16 protein-coding genes are annotated in these 16578 nt (G+C 66.4%); 8 read left to right on the top strand and 8 right to left on the bottom strand.

The genetic code is table 11. The features are described from left to right. Positions 1-139: 139 nt before the first annotated feature. The gene (locus ON45_RS02790) at positions 140-514 is read right to left on the bottom strand and encodes a DUF3054 domain-containing protein (protein WP_040491750.1); all 375 of its coding nucleotides are present in this window, start codon (positions 512-514) and stop codon (positions 140-142) included. A gap of 32 nt (positions 515-546) precedes the next feature. Next, positions 547-1086, bottom strand: coding sequence for a flavin reductase family protein (locus ON45_RS02785; protein WP_040491748.1), 540 nt, complete (start codon positions 1084-1086; stop codon positions 547-549). A gap of 24 nt (positions 1087-1110) precedes the next feature. Here ON45_RS02785 and ON45_RS20955 point away from each other — a divergent pair, with 24 nt between their 5' ends. Next, a complete protein-coding gene (locus tag ON45_RS20955) occupies positions 1111-1602 on the top strand; it encodes a 5-formyltetrahydrofolate cyclo-ligase (protein WP_083914161.1) in 492 nt (163 codons plus the stop codon). Positions 1603-1692: 90 nt separating this feature from the next. Here ON45_RS20955 and ON45_RS02775 read toward each other — a convergent pair whose 3' ends face one another. From ON45_RS02775 to sufB, 5 genes are read right to left on the bottom strand one after another with little or no spacing between them, the layout of a single operon-like run. Continuing rightward, complete coding sequence (locus tag ON45_RS02775; protein ID WP_051062341.1) at positions 1693-2994, bottom strand: P-loop NTPase; 1302 nt, start codon at positions 2992-2994, stop codon at positions 1693-1695. Continuing rightward, complete coding sequence (locus ON45_RS02770; protein ID WP_083914159.1) at positions 2991-3572, bottom strand: iron-sulfur cluster assembly protein; 582 nt, start codon at positions 3570-3572, stop codon at positions 2991-2993. The genes ON45_RS02775 and ON45_RS02770 overlap by 4 nt, the downstream gene beginning before the upstream one ends. Beyond that, positions 3565-4824, bottom strand: coding sequence for a Fe-S cluster assembly protein SufD (gene sufD, locus ON45_RS02765; protein WP_051062339.1), 1260 nt, complete (start codon positions 4822-4824; stop codon positions 3565-3567). Before sufD ends, ON45_RS02770 begins: the two co-directional genes overlap by 8 nt. Further along, the gene (gene sufC / locus ON45_RS02760; RefSeq protein WP_040491747.1) at positions 4821-5606 is read right to left on the bottom strand and encodes a Fe-S cluster assembly ATPase SufC; all 786 of its coding nucleotides are present in this window, start codon (positions 5604-5606) and stop codon (positions 4821-4823) included. Before sufC ends, sufD begins: the two co-directional genes overlap by 4 nt. Continuing rightward, positions 5606-7048 carry a Fe-S cluster assembly protein SufB gene (sufB, locus tag ON45_RS02755; RefSeq protein ID WP_040491745.1) on the bottom strand — a complete coding sequence of 481 codons (1443 nt, stop codon included), beginning with the start codon at positions 7046-7048 and terminating at the stop codon, positions 5606-5608. Before sufB ends, sufC begins: the two co-directional genes overlap by 1 nt. A gap of 229 nt (positions 7049-7277) precedes the next feature. Here sufB and ON45_RS02750 point away from each other — a divergent pair, with 229 nt between their 5' ends. Further along, complete coding sequence (locus ON45_RS02750; RefSeq protein ID WP_040491743.1) at positions 7278-7916, top strand: helix-turn-helix transcriptional regulator; 639 nt, start codon at positions 7278-7280, stop codon at positions 7914-7916. Positions 7917-7936: 20 nt separating this feature from the next. Here ON45_RS02750 and ON45_RS02745 read toward each other — a convergent pair whose 3' ends face one another. Next, positions 7937-8836 carry a LysR family transcriptional regulator gene (locus tag ON45_RS02745; RefSeq protein ID WP_040491742.1) on the bottom strand — a complete coding sequence of 300 codons (900 nt, stop codon included), beginning with the start codon at positions 8834-8836 and terminating at the stop codon, positions 7937-7939. A 69-nt stretch (positions 8837-8905) separates the two neighbouring features. Between ON45_RS02745 and ON45_RS02740 the strand changes: the two genes are divergently transcribed. The 6 genes from ON45_RS02740 to ON45_RS02715 all read left to right on the top strand — a co-directional run bounded on the left by ON45_RS02740 (position 8906) and on the right by ON45_RS02715 (position 16525). Continuing rightward, the gene (locus ON45_RS02740) at positions 8906-10207 is read left to right on the top strand and encodes an inositol-3-phosphate synthase (RefSeq protein ID WP_040491741.1); all 1302 of its coding nucleotides are present in this window, start codon (positions 8906-8908) and stop codon (positions 10205-10207) included. A gap of 107 nt (positions 10208-10314) precedes the next feature. Next, positions 10315-11175, top strand: a complete 861-nt coding sequence (locus ON45_RS02735; RefSeq protein ID WP_040491739.1) for a bifunctional 5,10-methylenetetrahydrofolate dehydrogenase/5,10-methenyltetrahydrofolate cyclohydrolase — start codon at positions 10315-10317, stop codon at positions 11173-11175. Positions 11176-11501: 326 nt separating this feature from the next. Further along, positions 11502-13322, top strand: a complete 1821-nt coding sequence (gene ilvB, locus ON45_RS02730) for a biosynthetic-type acetolactate synthase large subunit (protein WP_051062338.1) — start codon at positions 11502-11504, stop codon at positions 13320-13322. Beyond that, on the top strand, positions 13319-13873 hold the full coding sequence (ilvN, locus tag ON45_RS02725) for an acetolactate synthase small subunit (RefSeq protein ID WP_051062337.1): 555 nt from the start codon (positions 13319-13321) through the stop codon (positions 13871-13873). The genes ilvB and ilvN overlap by 4 nt, the downstream gene beginning before the upstream one ends. A 160-nt stretch (positions 13874-14033) precedes the next feature. Continuing rightward, entirely contained in the window at positions 14034-15068 is a 1035-nt protein-coding gene (gene ilvC / locus ON45_RS02720) for a ketol-acid reductoisomerase (protein ID WP_040491737.1), read from the top strand. A 146-nt stretch (positions 15069-15214) separates the two neighbouring features. After that, positions 15215-16525 carry a bifunctional o-acetylhomoserine/o-acetylserine sulfhydrylase gene (locus ON45_RS02715; protein WP_040491735.1) on the top strand — a complete coding sequence of 437 codons (1311 nt, stop codon included), beginning with the start codon at positions 15215-15217 and terminating at the stop codon, positions 16523-16525. Positions 16526-16578: the final 53 nt, after the last annotated feature.

Here is a 16578-nt window from a genome sequence, read left to right as displayed (position 1 = left end):
ACCCGTTGCGGTGAGATGTGCGACATACAGGTCGTCTCACATCTCACAAATGCTGAGTCGTGCTGTGCGTCGGTGAGGATTCGGTCCGACGGGTGGTCTCACATCTCACCGCAGACCGTTGCGGACGGGAGGGGGCGGTTCAGACGATGTGGCGGCGCGAGACGATCGCCAGGCGCGCCGCGCGCCAACCGACGAGGAACACGCCGAGAAAGATCGTGGCGACGATGACGAACGAGAGCGCCGTGCCGTCACCGAGGATCCGTCGCACGATCATCCCGGCGGCGACCGTGACCGGCCACACGACGAGTCCGGTCCGCAGCGCGAACGGCTGGTCCCACGCGCGAGCGACGAGCCAGCCGATCGCCAGGCCGATCAGGAGGGGCGCCGCCGTGGAGAACAGTCCGGCGATGCCAGGGTCCTCGTCGTGGTTGTTGCGGCCGATCGCGACGAACGCGACGACGACCGCGGTGTCGACGCCCGCGGCGATCGCGAGGCGCGTGGTCGTCTTGTCCATCGTTGCCCCGGTTCCGAGTGCCCGCTGCCGGCTCAACCCTCGGCCGAGAAGCCGCCGAGAGCGCCCTTGAAGAACAGCAGTGGTTCCGGCGGGAGTCCGTCGTGATCGGCGTCGGCGTCGAGCGCCCCGACGCGTCCGAGCACGAAGTGATGGTCGCCCATGTCGTACACGTGCTCGACCGAGCAATCGATCCAGGCGACGGCTCGGTCGAGAATGGGCGAGCCCGACGGAGCGGCGTGCCAGTCGACGCCGTCGAAACGAGTCGCATCGTTGTCGGACTTGGCGAACTTCCAGCACAAGTCGCTCTGCTGATCCGACAGGACGTTCACACAGAAGCTGCCCGATGCCGCCATCGCGGCCCAGGTTCCGGAGTCGATCTGGGGGAGGAACCCGACCAGCGGTGGGTCGAGAGAGACCGACGTGAACGAGCCGATCGTGAAGCCGTGCGGCGTGCCGTCGGTCGCGATTCCCGATACGACGGTGACGCCGGTGGGGAAGTGGCCCATCACGCTGCGGAAGTGGTTGGCGTCGAATGCCGTGTCGTCGGCGGTCTCGTTCGTCTGCTCACTCATTTCCCGAACTGTACGCTGCTACCCGTGGGCGTCCCCAACGAGGATCTCGCCGTTTCGAAGCGCGGGATGCGAAATCGGATGCGGCGGACTCGCCGTGAACTCCCCGATCGGCCCGAGCGCTCCGCACGCATCGTCGACCATCTCATCGGTCTCGACGCGGTGGCGACCGCCTCCCGCTTGATGGTGTACGAGGCCGTCCCCGGCGAGGTCGAGCTCGCCGGATTGGTCACGTGGGCGACCGACCGCGGAGTGGAGGTCGCGGTGCCCGAGGACGGTGTGGATGCCGATCGGCCCGACGTGATCGTGGTGCCGGGAACGGCCTTCACGGAGCGCGGCGAACGGGTCGGACAAGGTGGAGGTTGGTACGACCGCTTTCTCCCAGGTCGTCGCCCGGGCGTGCCGGCGATCGGTGTCTGCTTCGCCCCGCAGCTCGTCGACCACGTGCCGACCGAACCCCACGACGTCCTCCTGGATTGCGTCGTCACCGAAGACGGACCGAACTGGCGCGATCGGTGATCAGCGCGAGGCCGGTTCGAAGAGTTCGACCACGTTGCCCGACGGGTCGGCGACGAGGATCTGGCGACCACCCGGCTCCCCCAGCTGACCTCAGCGGGCGGCGGCTCGTTCTCGGGCGCCTTCGATGTCGGCGCCGGCTCGGGTGAGCGCTCCGCGGAGGCTGCAGTCGGCGATCGCCACCGGGGGAGCGACGTCGTCGATGATGACGTCGGTCAGTTCCCGATAGATCGCGGATGCCGCGTTGTCGGGTTGGTCGAGCGCGACCGGGAGGCCCGAGTCGCCGCCCGCCGCAACTCCCGCGTCGAGGGGGATCGAGCCGAGGAGCGGGACTCCGATGCTGTCGGCGAGGTGCTGACCTCCACCGGACCCGAACATCGCCGTGACCGTTCCGTCGGCTGCCGTCACCGGACCCATGTTCTCGATCACTCCCGCCACTCGCAGGAACCCCTTGCGCGCCATGTCGGCGGCGCGAGCAGCGACTTGCTGAGCAGCCTTCGCCGGAGTGGTGACGATCACGACGTCGGTTCTCGGCAGCATCCGAGCGAGGCCCATCTGGATGTCGGAGGTTCCAGGGGGCATGTCGATGAGCAGGTAGTCGAGCGCTCCCCACTGGACGTCCTCGAGGAAGTGCTGGACGGCCCGGTTGAGCATCATCCCGCGCCACATGATCGCTTCGGTCTCGTTCGCTCCGGCGATCGAACCCATCGACACGATGTGCAGCACACCGTCGCCGATCTCGCGCACGACGGGCTTCATCACGGTCTTGCCCTCGCCCGCTCGTTCACCTTCGATCTCGCCGTCGATCCCCAGCAGATGTGGCATCGAGAACCCGCCGACGTCGGCATCGAGCACGCCGACCGTGTACCCGCGATCGGCGAGCAGCACCGCGATGTTGGCGGTGACCGACGACTTGCCGACACCGCCCTTGCCCGACGAGATCGCGAGGATTCGTGCCGTGGCCGGGATGTCGGTGTCGAGCGCGTTGTCACGCGCCTTCCAACGAGCCTGGTTCATGACGGCCTTGCGCTCGTCGGACGTCATTTCGCCGAAGTGGATCTTGACCGTGTCGATGTCCGGCAGCGAGACGACCCGCGCCTTCGCATCGCGCATCAGCTGTGCCCGCAGCGGGCATCCAGCCGTGGTGAGTGCGATCGTCACGTGCATCGCCCGATCGGCGCCTCGTTCGAGCCGCTTGACCATGCCGAGGTCGACGATGTTGTCGCCGAGTTCCGGATCGATCACACCGCGAAGGGCGTTCATGATCGCGGTCTCGTCGACGTCCTCGCCGAGAACGTCGGGAGCGGAGACCTCCGGGCGCGGGACGGAGTCGGGAGCGGCGGGCGCGCCGGGGTCGGTGCCGATCGCGATCGAACCGGCAGCCGAGTCGGTCACATCATCCCCAGTTCGAGGCGCGCCACGTCGGACAGGCGGGACACGTCCCAGGGCGGATCGAGGACCAGCTTCACGTCGACCTCCTCGACGCCGGACAACGCGGCGACCGCGTCGTGCAGGTCTTGGCGGAGGATGTCGCCCATGCCGCAGAACGGGGCGGTGACCGACATGTCGATGTCGACACTCCAGCCGCCGCTCGGCAGTTCGTCGGCATCGACGCGGTACACGAGGCCGAGTTCGACGATGTCGACCGGGATCTCGGGGTCGAACACGGTCGTGGCGGCTTCCCACACGCGGTCGACGCTGAACGGCTCGTCGGACGCAACGGTCGGTGCTTCGTCCGGGGCGTCGATGAAACCGAACTCGACCGAATCGGCCTTGCTGAGCCGGGCCATCTCGCCATCGGCAGTGGTGACGGTGGCCGTGCCGCCGAGCGCCTGCATCAACTTCACCCGCTCGCCCTCGGCGAGGGTGATCTTGTGACCGGCGGGCACGATCGTGACCGTGCACTCGCGCGGCAACGTGAAGCCCTTGGTGGCGCCCACGCTGACCTGCTGGTCGGACACGTGCTCAGACATCGTCGTGTCCCAGTCGGTGTGTGATCCAATCCCGAACGGCCCCGATGCCCACGTCGTCGACCGCCTGGTCGGCGAAACCGTTGATCAACAGTCGACGTGCCTCGTCGGCGGGGATCCCGCGTGAGCGCATGTAGTACAGCGCCGTGTCGTCGAGTTGGCCGACGGTGGCACCGTGCTTGCAGGCGACCTCGTCGGCGAGGATCTCGAGCCGTGGCTGGGTGTTGATCTCGGCCCGGTTCGACAGCAGCAGGTTGTCGTTCGACTGCTCGGCGTCGGTGCCGTCGGCCCCGGGCTTCACGTCGATGCCGCCATTGAACACGCCGGTACTCGAGTCGTCGAGCACGCCACGGTACGACTGACGGCTCGTGCAGTTCGGTGCGGCGTGGGTGATGTCGAGTTGCTGGTCGAGCGTCTGATCACCGAATCCGAAGAACAGCCCGGACAGGTCGGCGTGAGCGCCCTCGCCATCCAGGTGGACGGTGTAGGCCAGCCGACCGTACGCGGCGCCGAGGTTGAACGACCGCGCGCGGAACGTGCTGTTCAGGCCCTGCGTGACGTCGACCCGGCTGAGATGGATCTGCTCGGTGGGGACGTCCTGCAGCACGATGTGTTCGAGCGTGGCGTCGGCATCGAGCGTGACGGAGGTGCGGATGTTCGACCCGCCGAACGCATCGGTGAACCCGACCCGTGTCTCGACGACCGTGGCCGAACTCTGCGAGCCCACGTGGACGACGACGCCGGTGCAGGTGCCGTTCGGTGAGTCGCCGGGCACCGCGACATCGATGATGTGGATCGGGATGTCGAGGTCGACGTTGTCCTCGATGTGGATGACGGCACCGTCGTTGCCGAACGCGATGTTGGCCGCGAGGAACACGTCATCGACGTCTCCGAGTTCGAAGTGTGGAGCGACCCGCTCCGGTCGCTCGGCGAGCGCGTCGCCGAGCGTCGAGATGCGGATTCCGTCGATCGACGCGAGCTTGGAACGATCGCGATCGACCGCACCGTTGACCACGACGATGCGCGGCCCCGAGAGCGTGGGAACGACCGAGTCGAGGTCGACCGACAGCGATGGGCCTGACTCGGGCGACGGTCCGAACGTCAGCTCACCGAGTTGGCGGTGCGGGGCGTAGCGCCACGCTTCATCGCGTCGCGTCGGCGGACCGAGCTCGGCGATCCGATCGAGCGCGCCGAGACGGGCATCGGCCATCGCGTCGGTCCCCCCGACAGCCGGAGCGGTCGAGCTGATCGTCACGAAGGCGCTCCGGTGAGCGGTCGCTCCGGTGCGTCGTTCAGGTCGGTGTTGACGAAGTCGGCGTAGCCGTGGTCTTCGAGGTGCAGCGCCAGCGTGTGGTCGCCCGACTCCACGATCCGTCCGTCGACGAGCACGTGGACGAAGTCGGGCTTGATGTAGTCGAGCAGGCGCTGGTAGTGGGTGATGACGATCATCGAACGCTCGGGCCCGCGCAGTGCGTTGACACCGCCCGCGATGATCCGCAGCGCGTCGATGTCGAGTCCCGAATCGGTTTCGTCGAGGATCGCGAGGCGCGGTTGCATGACCGCCATCTGGAGGATCTCGTTGCGCTTCTTCTCGCCGCCACTGAACCCGGCGTTGACCGCGCGGTTGAGGAAGTCCTCCTTCATGTCGACGAGCGCCATCGCCTCGTTGGCGGTCTTGAGGAAGTCCCGCGCGCCGATCTCGGTCTCGCCGCGTGCCTTGCGCACGGAGTTGAGTGCGGTGCGCAGGAAGTACATGTTGTTGACGCCCGGGATCTCGACGGGGTACTGGAACCCCATGAAGATCCCCGCCGCGGCGCGATCCTCCGGCTCCATCTCCAGCAGGTCGGCATCGTCGAGGGTCACGGTGCCCTCGATGTCGTAGCCCTCGCGACCGGCCAGGGCGTGCGCGAACGTGCTCTTGCCGGAGCCGTTCGGGCCCATGATCGCGTGGACCTCGCCGGCCCCGACGTCGAGGTCGAGGCCCTTGAGGATCTGCTTGTCGTCGATTGAGGCGGTGAGATTCTTGACGTGCAGCATCAGCCGACACTTCCTTCCAAGCTGACGCTCAGCAGGCGCTGAGCTTCGACGGCGAATTCCATGGGCAGTTCGTTGAACACTTCACGGCAGAAGCCGTTCACGATCATGGACATCGCGTCTTCTTCGGTCATGCCGCGTTGGCGGCAGTAGTAGAGCTGGTCCTCCCCGACGGTGGAGGTCGAAGCCTCGTGCTCGACCTGAGCACTCGGGTTCTTCACCTCGATGTAGGGGATGGTGTGGGCGCCGCATTCCTTGCCCAGCAGCAGCGAGTCGCACTGGGTGTAGTTGCGGGCGTTCTCGGCCGAACGCATCATCTTCACGAGCCCGCGATAGGTGTTCTGGCCCTGGGCGGCGGAGATGCCCTTCGAGATGATCGAGCTCGTGGTGTCGGCACCGATGTGGACCATCTTGGTGCCGGTGTCGGCCTGCTGGCGTTTGCTCGACAGCGCGACGGAGTAGAACTCGCCGACCGAGCGGTCGCCCTGCAGGATGACGCTCGGGTACTTCCAGGTGATCGCGGAACCGGTCTCGACCTGGGTCCAGGAGATCTTGGCGTCGGTGTGGGCCCGGCCGCGTTTGGTGACGAAGTTGTAGATGCCGCCGAGGCCGTTCTCGTCGCCCGGGTACCAGTTCTGCACCGTCGAGTACTTGATCTCGGCGCGGTCCTTGGCGACCAACTCGACGACGGCCGCGTGCAGCTGGTTCTCGTCACGCTGGGGTGCGGTGCATCCTTCGAGGTACGACACGTGCGAATCGTCTTCGGCCACGATCAGCGTGCGCTCGAACTGGCCGGTGTTCTGGGAGTTGATCCGGAAGTAGGTGGAGAGCTCCATCGGGCAGCGCACGCCCTTCGGGATGTAGCAGAACGACCCGTCGGAGAAGACCGCCGAGTTGAGCGCGGCGAAGAAGTTGTCGCGCACGGGGACGACCGAGCCGAGGTGCTCGCGCACCAGCTCCGGGTGGTCCTGGACCGCTTCGGAGAAGGAACAGAAGATCACGCCGGCCTCGGCGAGCGTCTCCTTGAACGTGGTCGTGACCGAGACGGAGTCGACGATCGCGTCGACCGCCACGTTGCTGAGCATCTTCTGCTCGTGCAACGGGATTCCGAGCTTGTCGAACATGTCGCGGATCTCGGGATCGACGTCGTCCATGCTGTCGAGCACCGGCTTCTTCTTCGGTGCCGCCCAGTAGCTGATCGCCTCGTAGTCGATCGGCTCGATGTTAAGCTTCGCCCAGTCGGGCTGCTCCATGTCCTTCCAGGCCGCGTAAGCCTTCAGGCGCCACTCGAGGAGCCATTCGGGCTCGTCCTTCTTGGCGGAGATGAGGCGAACGATGTCCTCGTTGAGCCCGGGAGGCGCGACGTCGGTGTCGAGGTCGGTGCTGAAGCCGTACTCGTAGCTCGCCTGCGTCAGTTCCTCGATCTCTCGAAGTGTTTCGCTCATCGCCTTGCCTTTCGTCAGCGCCTGTGGTCGTCGAGGTCGGACAGCGCTGTGATCATCGATTGTATGGGGAGTTCCGGTCCCGACTCCCTGGGATCGAATCGTGGTGACGGATCTCCGGGGTTCGGGGTCGCTCGATGTCGTACTCCCTGTGTATCAAGGTTTCCCGCGGTTTCGCAAGTTGCACCTTGCAAAACTGCGAAAACCTTGCGATCGGTGATACGTTCGTCACATGGATGCCGTTGCGATCGCGCCGTCGCCGACGCAGCAACGCGTCCTGATCGAGGTCAAGCGCCGGGGCGAAACGACCGCCGACGCGCTCGCCGATGCGCTCGACATCTCGGCCAGCGCGGCCCGCCAGCATCTCGCCGCGCTCCGTGCCGGCGGATTCATCGAGGCCCGACGTGAGCGCAGCCGACGCGGCCGACCGGCCGATCGCTACCACGCCACCGAACTCGCCGACCCGTATCTCACCACGCCCGACTCGACGCTGTCGCTCGACCTCCTCGATCACATGGCGGACGAGGACCCGGATCTCGTTCGACGGGTCTTCGACCGCCGTCGGCGCCGTCTGGTCGACGATGCTCGCCCGCGGTTGGACGGGGCGTCCGCCGACGATCGCATCGCCATCGTGACCGAACTGCTCGATGCGCAGGGGTACCTCGCCGACTGCGAGCGGGTGGATGCGTCGCGGTATCGGATCCATCTCCATCACTGTGCGATGTGGCCGGTTGCCCAGCGGTATCGGCAGGCATGCTCGTCGGAGATCGACTTCCTGAGCGACCTGCTCCCCGAGGCCACCGTGCGGCGCGTGGTCCACAAGACGGCGGGGGCGCACGAGTGCGCCTACGACGTCCTCGTCGGTACCTGAACGGGGTCGGTGGGTGTGGGTCAGCCGGGGGAGCGGCGCCGGAGACGGTTCGCGAGTTCGTCGACCGCCGGATCGACGATCGCGTCGCGTCGGCGCGCCATGACCAGCGTGCGTTCACCGAGTTCGGCCCCGACGGTCACGTCCACCGGTGACCGCTCGCCCTGGCTGCGCGGCAGCACGGTCCAACCCAGTCCGAGCAGCACCATCTCGCGCAGCACGTCGGGCTGATGTGACTCGGCGGCCACCTCGAGTGGAGCGCCCACGGTGGACAGGAAGCCGTCGACCGCGCGCCGCGTGTGTGATCCGGAGGGGAACAACACCCACGGGCCCCACGTGCCCGGCGTGCCGATCTTCTCGTCCGGCGGCGCATACACGACGAGCTCCTCGCGGAGCAGCGACTCGGTCGCAATTCCCGAAGGCGTGGTCGGCGGTTCGACACAGACCACCACGTCGAGATCGCCCGACTCGAGATCGGCGAGCAACACCTGGGACGGAGCGACCGACAGGGTGAGGTCGACACCGTCGTGGTCGGCCCGGAACGAACGCAACACGTCGGGAAAGTGGGCGACGGCGGCCACGTCGATCATCCCGAGGCGAGCGCGACCGGTCGCCGACGCGTTCATCGACGCGGCCCAGTTGGTCAGATCGGATGTCGCGGTGACGACGCGCCGTGCATGGTCCAGAACGGGTGCACTACTGGTCCGGAGGAGTCGCCGGCGGCCGTCGGCTTCGAAGATCGGAACACCCACGCGGCGTTCGAGCTCCGCGAGTCCTTGCGACAGAGCGGACGGACTGACGCCGACGCGTTCGGCGGCGATCTTCCACGAGGGGGCGTCGGCGACCGCGATCAGGTACTCCAGCTGGCGGATCGAGATGTCCGGAAGCGGGGCGCTCGATGCGTGAAGGGCGGAGGGCGGCACGTGTCGGAGTTTAGTTCAGTATTTCTTCACGTTCACCCCGTCGAGTGAAACGAAGCTTATGATGTTCGCATGACCACTCGCGACATCGCACCCGCATCCGGAAAGCTCGGCGTCCTCACGCCGGGGATGGGCGCGGTTGCGTCCACCTTCATCGCCGGCGTGATCGCCGCTCGGCAGGGCATCACCCCGCCGATCGGCTCGATCAGCCAGATGGCACACATCCGCCTCGGCACCAAGGAGGAGAACCGCAACCCGCTGATCAAGGAGTTCGTGCCGCTCGCGGAACTCGATGACATCGTCTTCGGCGGGTGGGACCCGATCTCGCCGAACGCGATGGAAGCCGCCAAGACCGCCGGCGTGCTCCAGGGCAACGACCTCGACGCGATCTCCAAGGAGATGGAAGGCATCGTGCCGATGGAGGCCGTGTTCGACCAGCGCTGGGTCAGCCGTCTCGACGGCGTCCGCGTGAAGGACATCCCGAACAAGTGGGACCAGGCCGAGGCGCTCATCGCCGACATGGCCCGCTTCAAGGAGGAGAACGGCTGTGATCGCATGGTCATCGTGTGGTGTGGCTCCACCGAGGCGTACCAGGAGCCGACGGCCGTGCACGACAGCGTCGAAGCGTTCGAGCAGGGCCTGCGCGACAACGACGAGAACATCTCGCCGTCGCAGATCTACTGCTACGCCGCCCTCCAGTCCGACGTCCCCTACGCCAACGGCGCACCGAACCTGACCACCGACCTCGACTGCATGATCGAGCTGTCCAAGCGCAACGGTGTTCCGATCGCCGGCAAGGACTTCAAGACGGGCCAGACCCTGATGAAGACGATGCTCGCCCCCGGCTTCAAGGCCCGGATGCTCGGCATGCGCGGCTGGTACTCCACGAACATCCTCGGCAACCGTGACGGCGAGGTGCTCGACGATCCCGAGAACTTCAAGACCAAGGAGATGTCGAAGCTCGGCGTGCTCGGCGGGATCCTCCAGCCGGAGGTGTACCCCGACCTGTACGGCAACATCGACCACGTCGTGCGGATCAACTACTACCCCCCGCGTGGAGACAACAAGGAGGGCTGGGACGCGATCGACATCTTCGGCTGGCTCGGCTACGAGATGCAGATCAAGGTCGACTTCCTCTGCCGTGACTCGATCCTCGCCGCCCCGATCGTGCTCGACCTCGCGCTCTTCATGGACCTCGCCCACCGCGCCGGTTCGTCCGGCGTTCAGGAATGGCTGAGCTTCTACCTGAAGGCCCCGCAGGCCGCCGGAGACTCACCCGCCGAGCAGGACCTGTTCATCCAGCAGACCAAGCTGAAGAACACCCTCCGCGAGTGGATGGGCGAACAGCCCGTTACCCACTCCGAAGCCGGCTGATCGGTACGCAACGGGTCTGACCCGATACGTAACGGGGTACCGCAGCAGCAAGCGTCTCGTCGAGGCGTTGCGTAACGGGTCAGACCCGTTGTGTAACGTCCGCGGCCATGGCTGCGATCAGGATGGACGGGAACGCGCTGCGCGACGAGGTCGTCGCGGGGCTGGCGCAGCGGATCGAGGAGCTCGGTTCTCCCGACATCTGCCTCGCGACGCTGCTCGTCGGTGACGACGGACCGTCGCAGCGCTACGTCAACTCCAAGCACAAGAAGGCCGCGGAGGCCGGGATGGTGTCGCGCCACGAGTCGCTTCCAGCGTCGGCGACGCAGGCCGAGGTCGAGACCGTCGTGCGTTCGTTGGCTCTCGACGATTCGGTCCACGGCATCCTCGTTCAACTGCCGTTGCCCGACGGGCTCGACCCCGAACCCGTCCTCGATCTGATCCCGGCGGAGAAGGACGTCGACGGGCTGACCGAGCGTTCGATGGGTCGACTCGTGCGCGGTCGTCCGGGACTCGTCAGCTGCACGCCGCTCGGTGTGATGCGGTTGCTCGAGAAGTACGACGTGCCCATCAGTGGCCGCCGCGCGGTCGTCGTCGGTCGTTCGACGCTGGTCGGTCTGCCGTTGTCGCTGCTGCTCAACCGCAAGGGCACCGACGCCACCGTCACCATGGCGCACTCGCGCACCGCCGACATGGCCGGCGTCGTCCGCGAGGCCGACATCGTGATCGCGGCCGCCGGCCAGGCGCGGATGATCACCGCCGACATGGTCAAGCCCGGCGCCGCCGTGATCGACGTCGGCGTGTCGCGCACCGAGGCGGGGATCGTGGGTGACGTCGACTTCGAACCCGTCGCCGAAGTCGCCGGCTGGATCACCCCGATGCCCGGCGGAACCGGCCCGATGACCATCGCCAGCCTGCTCGAGAACACCCTCACCGCCGCCGCCCTCCAAGGCGTCGTCACCCTCACCTGAATCACCACCACCCTCCCTCCCCGCTCCACCCGCTCTTCCCGTTTGCGTTGCAGTTCTGGCTGCACGGAGAGCCAAAAGTGCAACGCAAACGGGGGAGGGGCGGTGATGGGGTTTGCGTTGGGCGTGATCGCGTGGTTGGATGTGGGGCGTGAGCGAGTCGACCAACCTGTCCGTAGTACTCATTCACTAGCGCGCGCCGACCCACCTCTGCGCGTGCCTCGACCTCCCAGCCGGGAGGTCGTTTGCTTTTTCGGCACCGTTTCGGCGTCGAAGCGCCTTCCTCCCACCACACTGAACCCGAACCGCACCCAACAAAGGCATCACCGATGACCGCACAACCGACAGACACCAGCGATTCCACTCCGACTCCCGCCACGAAGGAGCACCCGGAGGGCGAACGGATCACCGGGGCGCAAGCCCTGATCCGTTCCCTGGAAATGGAAGGGGTCGACACGATGTTCGGCTACCCGGGCGGATGCATCCTCCCGGCGTACGACCCGTTGCTCGAGTCGTCGATCCGTCACGTGCTCGTGCGCCACGAGCAGGGTGCCGGCCACATGGCCGAGGGGTACGCCCACGTGTCGGGCAAGCCGGGCGTCGCGATGGTCACCTCCGGCCCCGCGGCGACCAACCTCGTCACGCCGCTGATGGACGCCTACATGGACTCCATCCCGATGGTCGCGATCACCGGGCAGGTCCCCACGGCCGCCATCGGCTCCGACGCCTTCCAGGAGTGCGACACCGTCGGCATCACCCGGTCGTGCACGAAGCACAACGAACTCGTCATGACCAGCCAGAGTCTGCCGATGGCGATTCGTCAGGCGTTCCACATCGCCACGACGGGTCGGCCCGGTCCGACGTTGGTCGACGTCCCCAAGGACGTGCTCGTCGGTGAGATGGAGTGGTACTGGCCGACCGACGAGGAAGTGCTCGCGAGCCTCCCCGGGTACCGGCCGAACATGAAGGGCCATCCCCGAATGGTCAAGGAGGCAGCGAAGCTGATCCTCGAGGCCGAGCAGCCGGTCATCTACGCCGGCGGCGGCATCCTCAAGGCCCGTGCGGCCGAGGCGCTCGCGGAGCTGGTCGAGCTGACCGGCATCCACGTCGTCACCACCCTGATGGCCCGCGGCGCGTTCCCCGATGACCACGAGTTGAACCTCGGGATGCCGGGCATGCACGGCAACGCCACGGCCGTCACCGCGATGCAGAAGGCCGATCTCCTGATCGCACTCGGCTCACGCTTCGACGACCGCATCACCGGCAAGGTCGACGCCTTCGCCCAGAACGCCAAGGTCATCCACGTCGACATCGATCCAGCCGAACAGGGCAAGGTGCGTCGGCCCGACGTCCCGATCGTCGGCGACGCCCGCCTCGTGATCGAGGAGATGATCGTCCAGATCCGTGCACTGCTCGACAGCGGGGTCACGCAAGCCGACACCGGAGCGTGGAAGAGCAAGGTGTCGGGCTGGCAGGAACAGTTCCCGATGACCTACGAGCCATCCGAGCCGGGCGCCGCTCTGAAGCCGCAGTTCTGCATCGAGCAACTGCGTGACCATGCGCCCGACAAGACGATCGTCGCCTCGGGCGTCGGTCAGCACCAGATGTTCGCGTCGCAGTACTGGCACTTCAACGATCCGTACACCTGGGTCAACTCCGGTGGTCTCGGCACGATGGGCTTCTCGATCCCCGCCGCGATCGGTGCGAAAGCCGCGAAGCCCGACAGCACCGTGTGGGCGATCGACGGCGACGGCTGTTTCCAGATGACGGCACAGGAACTCGTGACCGCATCGCTCGAAGGACTGCCGATCAAGGTCGCTCTGTTGAACAACAGCTACCTCGGCATGGTCCGCCAGTGGCAGGAGATGTTCTACGACGAGCGCTACTCGTCGGTGTTCCTCGACTCGTCGGCGCTGCCCGACTTCGTGATGATGGCCGAGTCGATGGGCTGCGCGGCGATCCGTGTCGAGTCGCCCGAGGAGGTCGGCCCGGCGATCGAGAAGGCGAACTCGATCAACGATCGCCCGGTCGTCGTCGAGTTCCGCACCGAAGCCGCCGAGGGCGTGTTCCCGATGGTTCCGGCCGGAGCGAGCAATGACGACGTGATCCTGCACCCCACGCAGCAAGACCGGAAGGAGCACCTCTCATGAGCCGCGTTCGCGACTACGGGTCGAACACCTACCCGACGACCGACCTCAACCACCACATCCTCTCCGTGCTGGTCCAGAACCGTCCGGGCGTCCTCGCCCGCGTGTCGGGTCTGTTCGCTCGCCGTGGCTACAACATCTACTCACTCGCCGTCGCTCCCGCGGAGCAGGAGGGGATGAGCCGGATCACGATCGTCGTCGACCTCGACTCGGCCCCTCTCGAACAGGTCACGAAGCAGCTCTTCAAGCTGATCGACGTGATCAAGATCTCCGAGCTCGATCCGACGCACAGCGTCGAGCGTGAGTTGATGATCGCCACCGTGAAGGCGGCGGGAGCGGCACGTGGCGAGGTGCAGACCCTGACGCAGATCTTCGAGGGCAAGATCATCGCGGTGTCCGAGGACAATCTCACGCTGAGCCTCGAGGGTCATCCCGACAAGCTCGACGATTTCGAGGAACTGCTGGACTCGTACGGCATCGTGGAGCTGCAACGCACCGGACGAGTGGCGCTCCCCAAGCTCGACCGTGGTGCGCGACTCCGCGTCGCGAACTAGCAGACGAACCGATCGTCAAGGGCTCGGACCAACGGCCGCGGTTAGAGTCTGATCGCCCTTGGCGCCATGCATGCTCGCTGGCGCTCACCGCGCGGGCGCGCTCCCCAAGATCATCCAACAACGAACACCGAACACCGATCCATTGAAAGGCAGGCTGACCATGGCCGTCACCGTGTACTACGCCGAGGACGCCGATTCCTCGATCATCCGCTCCAAGAAGGTGGCCGTCATCGGCTACGGGTCGCAGGGTCACGCCCACGCGCTGAACATGAAGGAGTCGGGTGTCGACGTCGTCGTCGGCTTGCGTGACGGATCGTCGTCGGTCGCCAAGGCCGAGGAGGCCGGCCTCACGGTGATGTCGATCGCCGACGCCACCAAGGCATCCCAGGTCATCATGATCCTGGCCCCCGACACCGAGCAGAAGAAGATCTATGACGAGCACATCGCTCCGAACCTCGACGAGGGCGACGCGATCGCGTTCGCCCACGGGTTCAACGTCCACTTCGACCGGATCCAGGCTCCCGAGGGCGTCGACGTGATCATGATCGCTCCGAAGGGCCCGGGTCACCTGGTGCGCCGCACGTTCACCGAAGGCGGCGGCGTCCCGTCGCTCATCGCGGTGGCACAGGACGCGACCGGCAACGCTCGCGCCGTCGCCATGTCGTACGCCGATGCGATCGGTGGCACCCGCGCCGGTGTGATCGAGACCACGTTCAAGGAGGAGACCGAGACCGACCTGTTCGGTGAGCAGGCCGTCCTCTGCGGTGGCCTCACCGAGCTCGTTCGCGCCGGTTTCGAGACCCTCACCGAGGCGGGCTACGCCCCGGAGATGGCGTACTTCGAGTGCCTGCACGAGGTCAAGCTGATCGTCGACCTCATGTACGAGGAAGGCATCGCCGGCATGCGGTACAGCATCTCCGACACCGCCGAGTACGGCGACCTCACCCGCGGCCCACGCGTCGTCACCGACTCCACCAAGGCCGAGATGAAGAAGATTCTCACCGAGATCCAGACCGGACAGTTCGCTGACGAGTGGGTCGCCGAGTCCGAGTCGGGTCGCGAGAACTACCACCGGATGCAGGAAGCCGGGAAGACGCACCCGATCGAGGAGATCGGCTCCGAGCTGCGGGCGATGATGCCGTTCATCAACGCCGGCAAGCAGAAGGTCGCCGAGGCCTCCGGCGGAGATTCCTGACGCTCGTCCGACGCACCAGCACTTCGTTCTCGTCGCGCTTCTTCCCGGGTTCCGGGTGGAAGCGCGACGAGTTCGTTTTCGAACGATGCGCCGGCAGGAAAACCTGACTTTACGGGTCGGGATTTTGTGCCGTAGGGTTCTGCGGCATGAGCGACAACTGGGGATTCGAAACCAAGCAGATCCATGTCGGGGGGGATCCCGACGAGTCCACCGGGGCCCGCGCGGTTCCGATCTATCAGACGACGTCATTCGAGTTCCGCGACGCCGACCACGCCGCGAACCTGTTCGCGCTCGCCGAGGTCGGCAACATCTACACGCGCATCATGAACCCGACGCAGGGCGCCCTCGAGGCACGCCTGAACGCGCTCGAAGGAGGCTGCGTCACGGCAATCGGCCTTCCCGGCGCACTCGCGGTCAGCTCCGGTCAGGCCGCGTCGACGTTGGCGGTGTTGAACCTCGCCGAGTCCGGTGATCACGTCGTCGCGTCACCGTCGCTCTACGGCGGTACCTACAACCTGCTGCACTACACGCTGCCGAAGATGGGGATCGACGTCACCTTCGTCGAGGATCCCGACGATCTCGAACAGTGGCGCGCCGCTGCCACCGACCGCACGAAGTGCTTCTACGGCGAATCGATCCCGAACCCGAAGAACGACGTGCTCGACATCCGCGGCGTCAGCGGAATCGCGCACGACGTCGGTGTTCCGTTGATCGTCGACAACACGGTCGCGACGCCGTATCTGATCCGGCCGCTCGAGCACGGCGCCGACATCGTCGTGCACAGCCTCACCAAGTTCATCGGCGGTCACGGCACGTCGATCGGCGGTGCAATCGTCGACGCGGGAACGTTCGACTACGGCGACGCAGAGCGGTTCCCGAACTTCAACCAACCAGACCCGAGCTACCACGGCCTCGCCTACTGGCCGGCGCTCGGCCACGGGTCGTTCATCCTCAAGGCGCGCGTGCAGTTGCTGCGGGACATCGGCATGGCGATCTCACCGTTCAACGCGTTCATGTTCCTGCAGGGACTCGAGACGTTGAGCCTGCGGATGGAACGGCACTGGTCGAACGCGCAGGCCGTTGCTGACTTCCTCGACGGCCACGACCAGGTCGAGTCGATCAACTTCTCCGGCCTGGCGTCGAGCCCGTGGCACGACCGGGCGACCGAACTCGGCGGCGGCAAGGGCTACGGATCGGTCCTCGCGTTCGAGATCAAGGGCGGCCACGAGGCGGGCAAGAAGTTCGTCGAGGGCCTCACGCTGCACAGCCATGTCGCCAACATCGGTGACGCACGCAGCCTCGTGATCCACCCGGCGTCCACCACCCACAGCCAGCTCACGCCCGAGGAGCAGGCAGCGAGCGCGGTCACGGCCGGCCTCGTCCGCCTGTCGGTCGGGCTCGAGTCGATCGACGACATCCTCGCGGATCTCGAGCAAGGCTTCGCCGCCACCGCCTGACCCGGGCCCGGCCGACAACCCGGCATCTCGTGAACAGTTCGCGCACGGAGCGC

The sequence above is a fragment of the Ilumatobacter nonamiensis YM16-303 genome (genome assembly GCF_000350145.1).
In the GTDB taxonomy this organism is placed as follows: Bacteria; Actinomycetota; Acidimicrobiia; order Acidimicrobiales; family Ilumatobacteraceae; genus Ilumatobacter_A; species Ilumatobacter_A nonamiensis.
Note: the sequence above shows the minus strand (reverse complement) of the source record. Positions and strands in the feature narration are given on the sequence as shown.

Excerpts from the sequence above, each read along its gene's own strand:
- sufC (WP_040491747.1), bottom strand. The coding sequence starts at position 5,606 with ATGCTGCACGTCAAGAATCTCACCGCCTCAATCGACGACAAGCAGATC.
- ON45_RS02715 (WP_040491735.1), top strand. The coding sequence starts at position 15,215 with ATGAGCGACAACTGGGGATTCGAAACCAAGCAGATCCATGTCGGGGGG.
- ON45_RS02785 (WP_040491748.1), bottom strand. The coding sequence starts at position 1,086 with ATGAGTGAGCAGACGAACGAGACCGCCGACGACACGGCATTCGACGCC.
- ON45_RS02790 (WP_040491750.1), bottom strand. The coding sequence starts at position 514 with ATGGACAAGACGACCACGCGCCTCGCGATCGCCGCGGGCGTCGACACC.
- ilvB (WP_051062338.1), top strand. The coding sequence starts at position 11,502 with ATGACCGCACAACCGACAGACACCAGCGATTCCACTCCGACTCCCGCC.
- ilvN (WP_051062337.1), top strand. The coding sequence starts at position 13,319 with ATGAGCCGCGTTCGCGACTACGGGTCGAACACCTACCCGACGACCGAC.
- ON45_RS02735 (WP_040491739.1), top strand. The coding sequence starts at position 10,315 with ATGGCTGCGATCAGGATGGACGGGAACGCGCTGCGCGACGAGGTCGTC.
- ilvC (WP_040491737.1), top strand. The coding sequence starts at position 14,034 with ATGGCCGTCACCGTGTACTACGCCGAGGACGCCGATTCCTCGATCATC.
- ON45_RS02740 (WP_040491741.1), top strand. The coding sequence starts at position 8,906 with ATGACCACTCGCGACATCGCACCCGCATCCGGAAAGCTCGGCGTCCTC.
- ON45_RS02770 (WP_083914159.1), bottom strand. The coding sequence starts at position 3,572 with ATGTCTGAGCACGTGTCCGACCAGCAGGTCAGCGTGGGCGCCACCAAG.
- ON45_RS02750 (WP_040491743.1), top strand. The coding sequence starts at position 7,278 with ATGGATGCCGTTGCGATCGCGCCGTCGCCGACGCAGCAACGCGTCCTG.
- sufB (WP_040491745.1), bottom strand. The coding sequence starts at position 7,048 with ATGAGCGAAACACTTCGAGAGATCGAGGAACTGACGCAGGCGAGCTAC.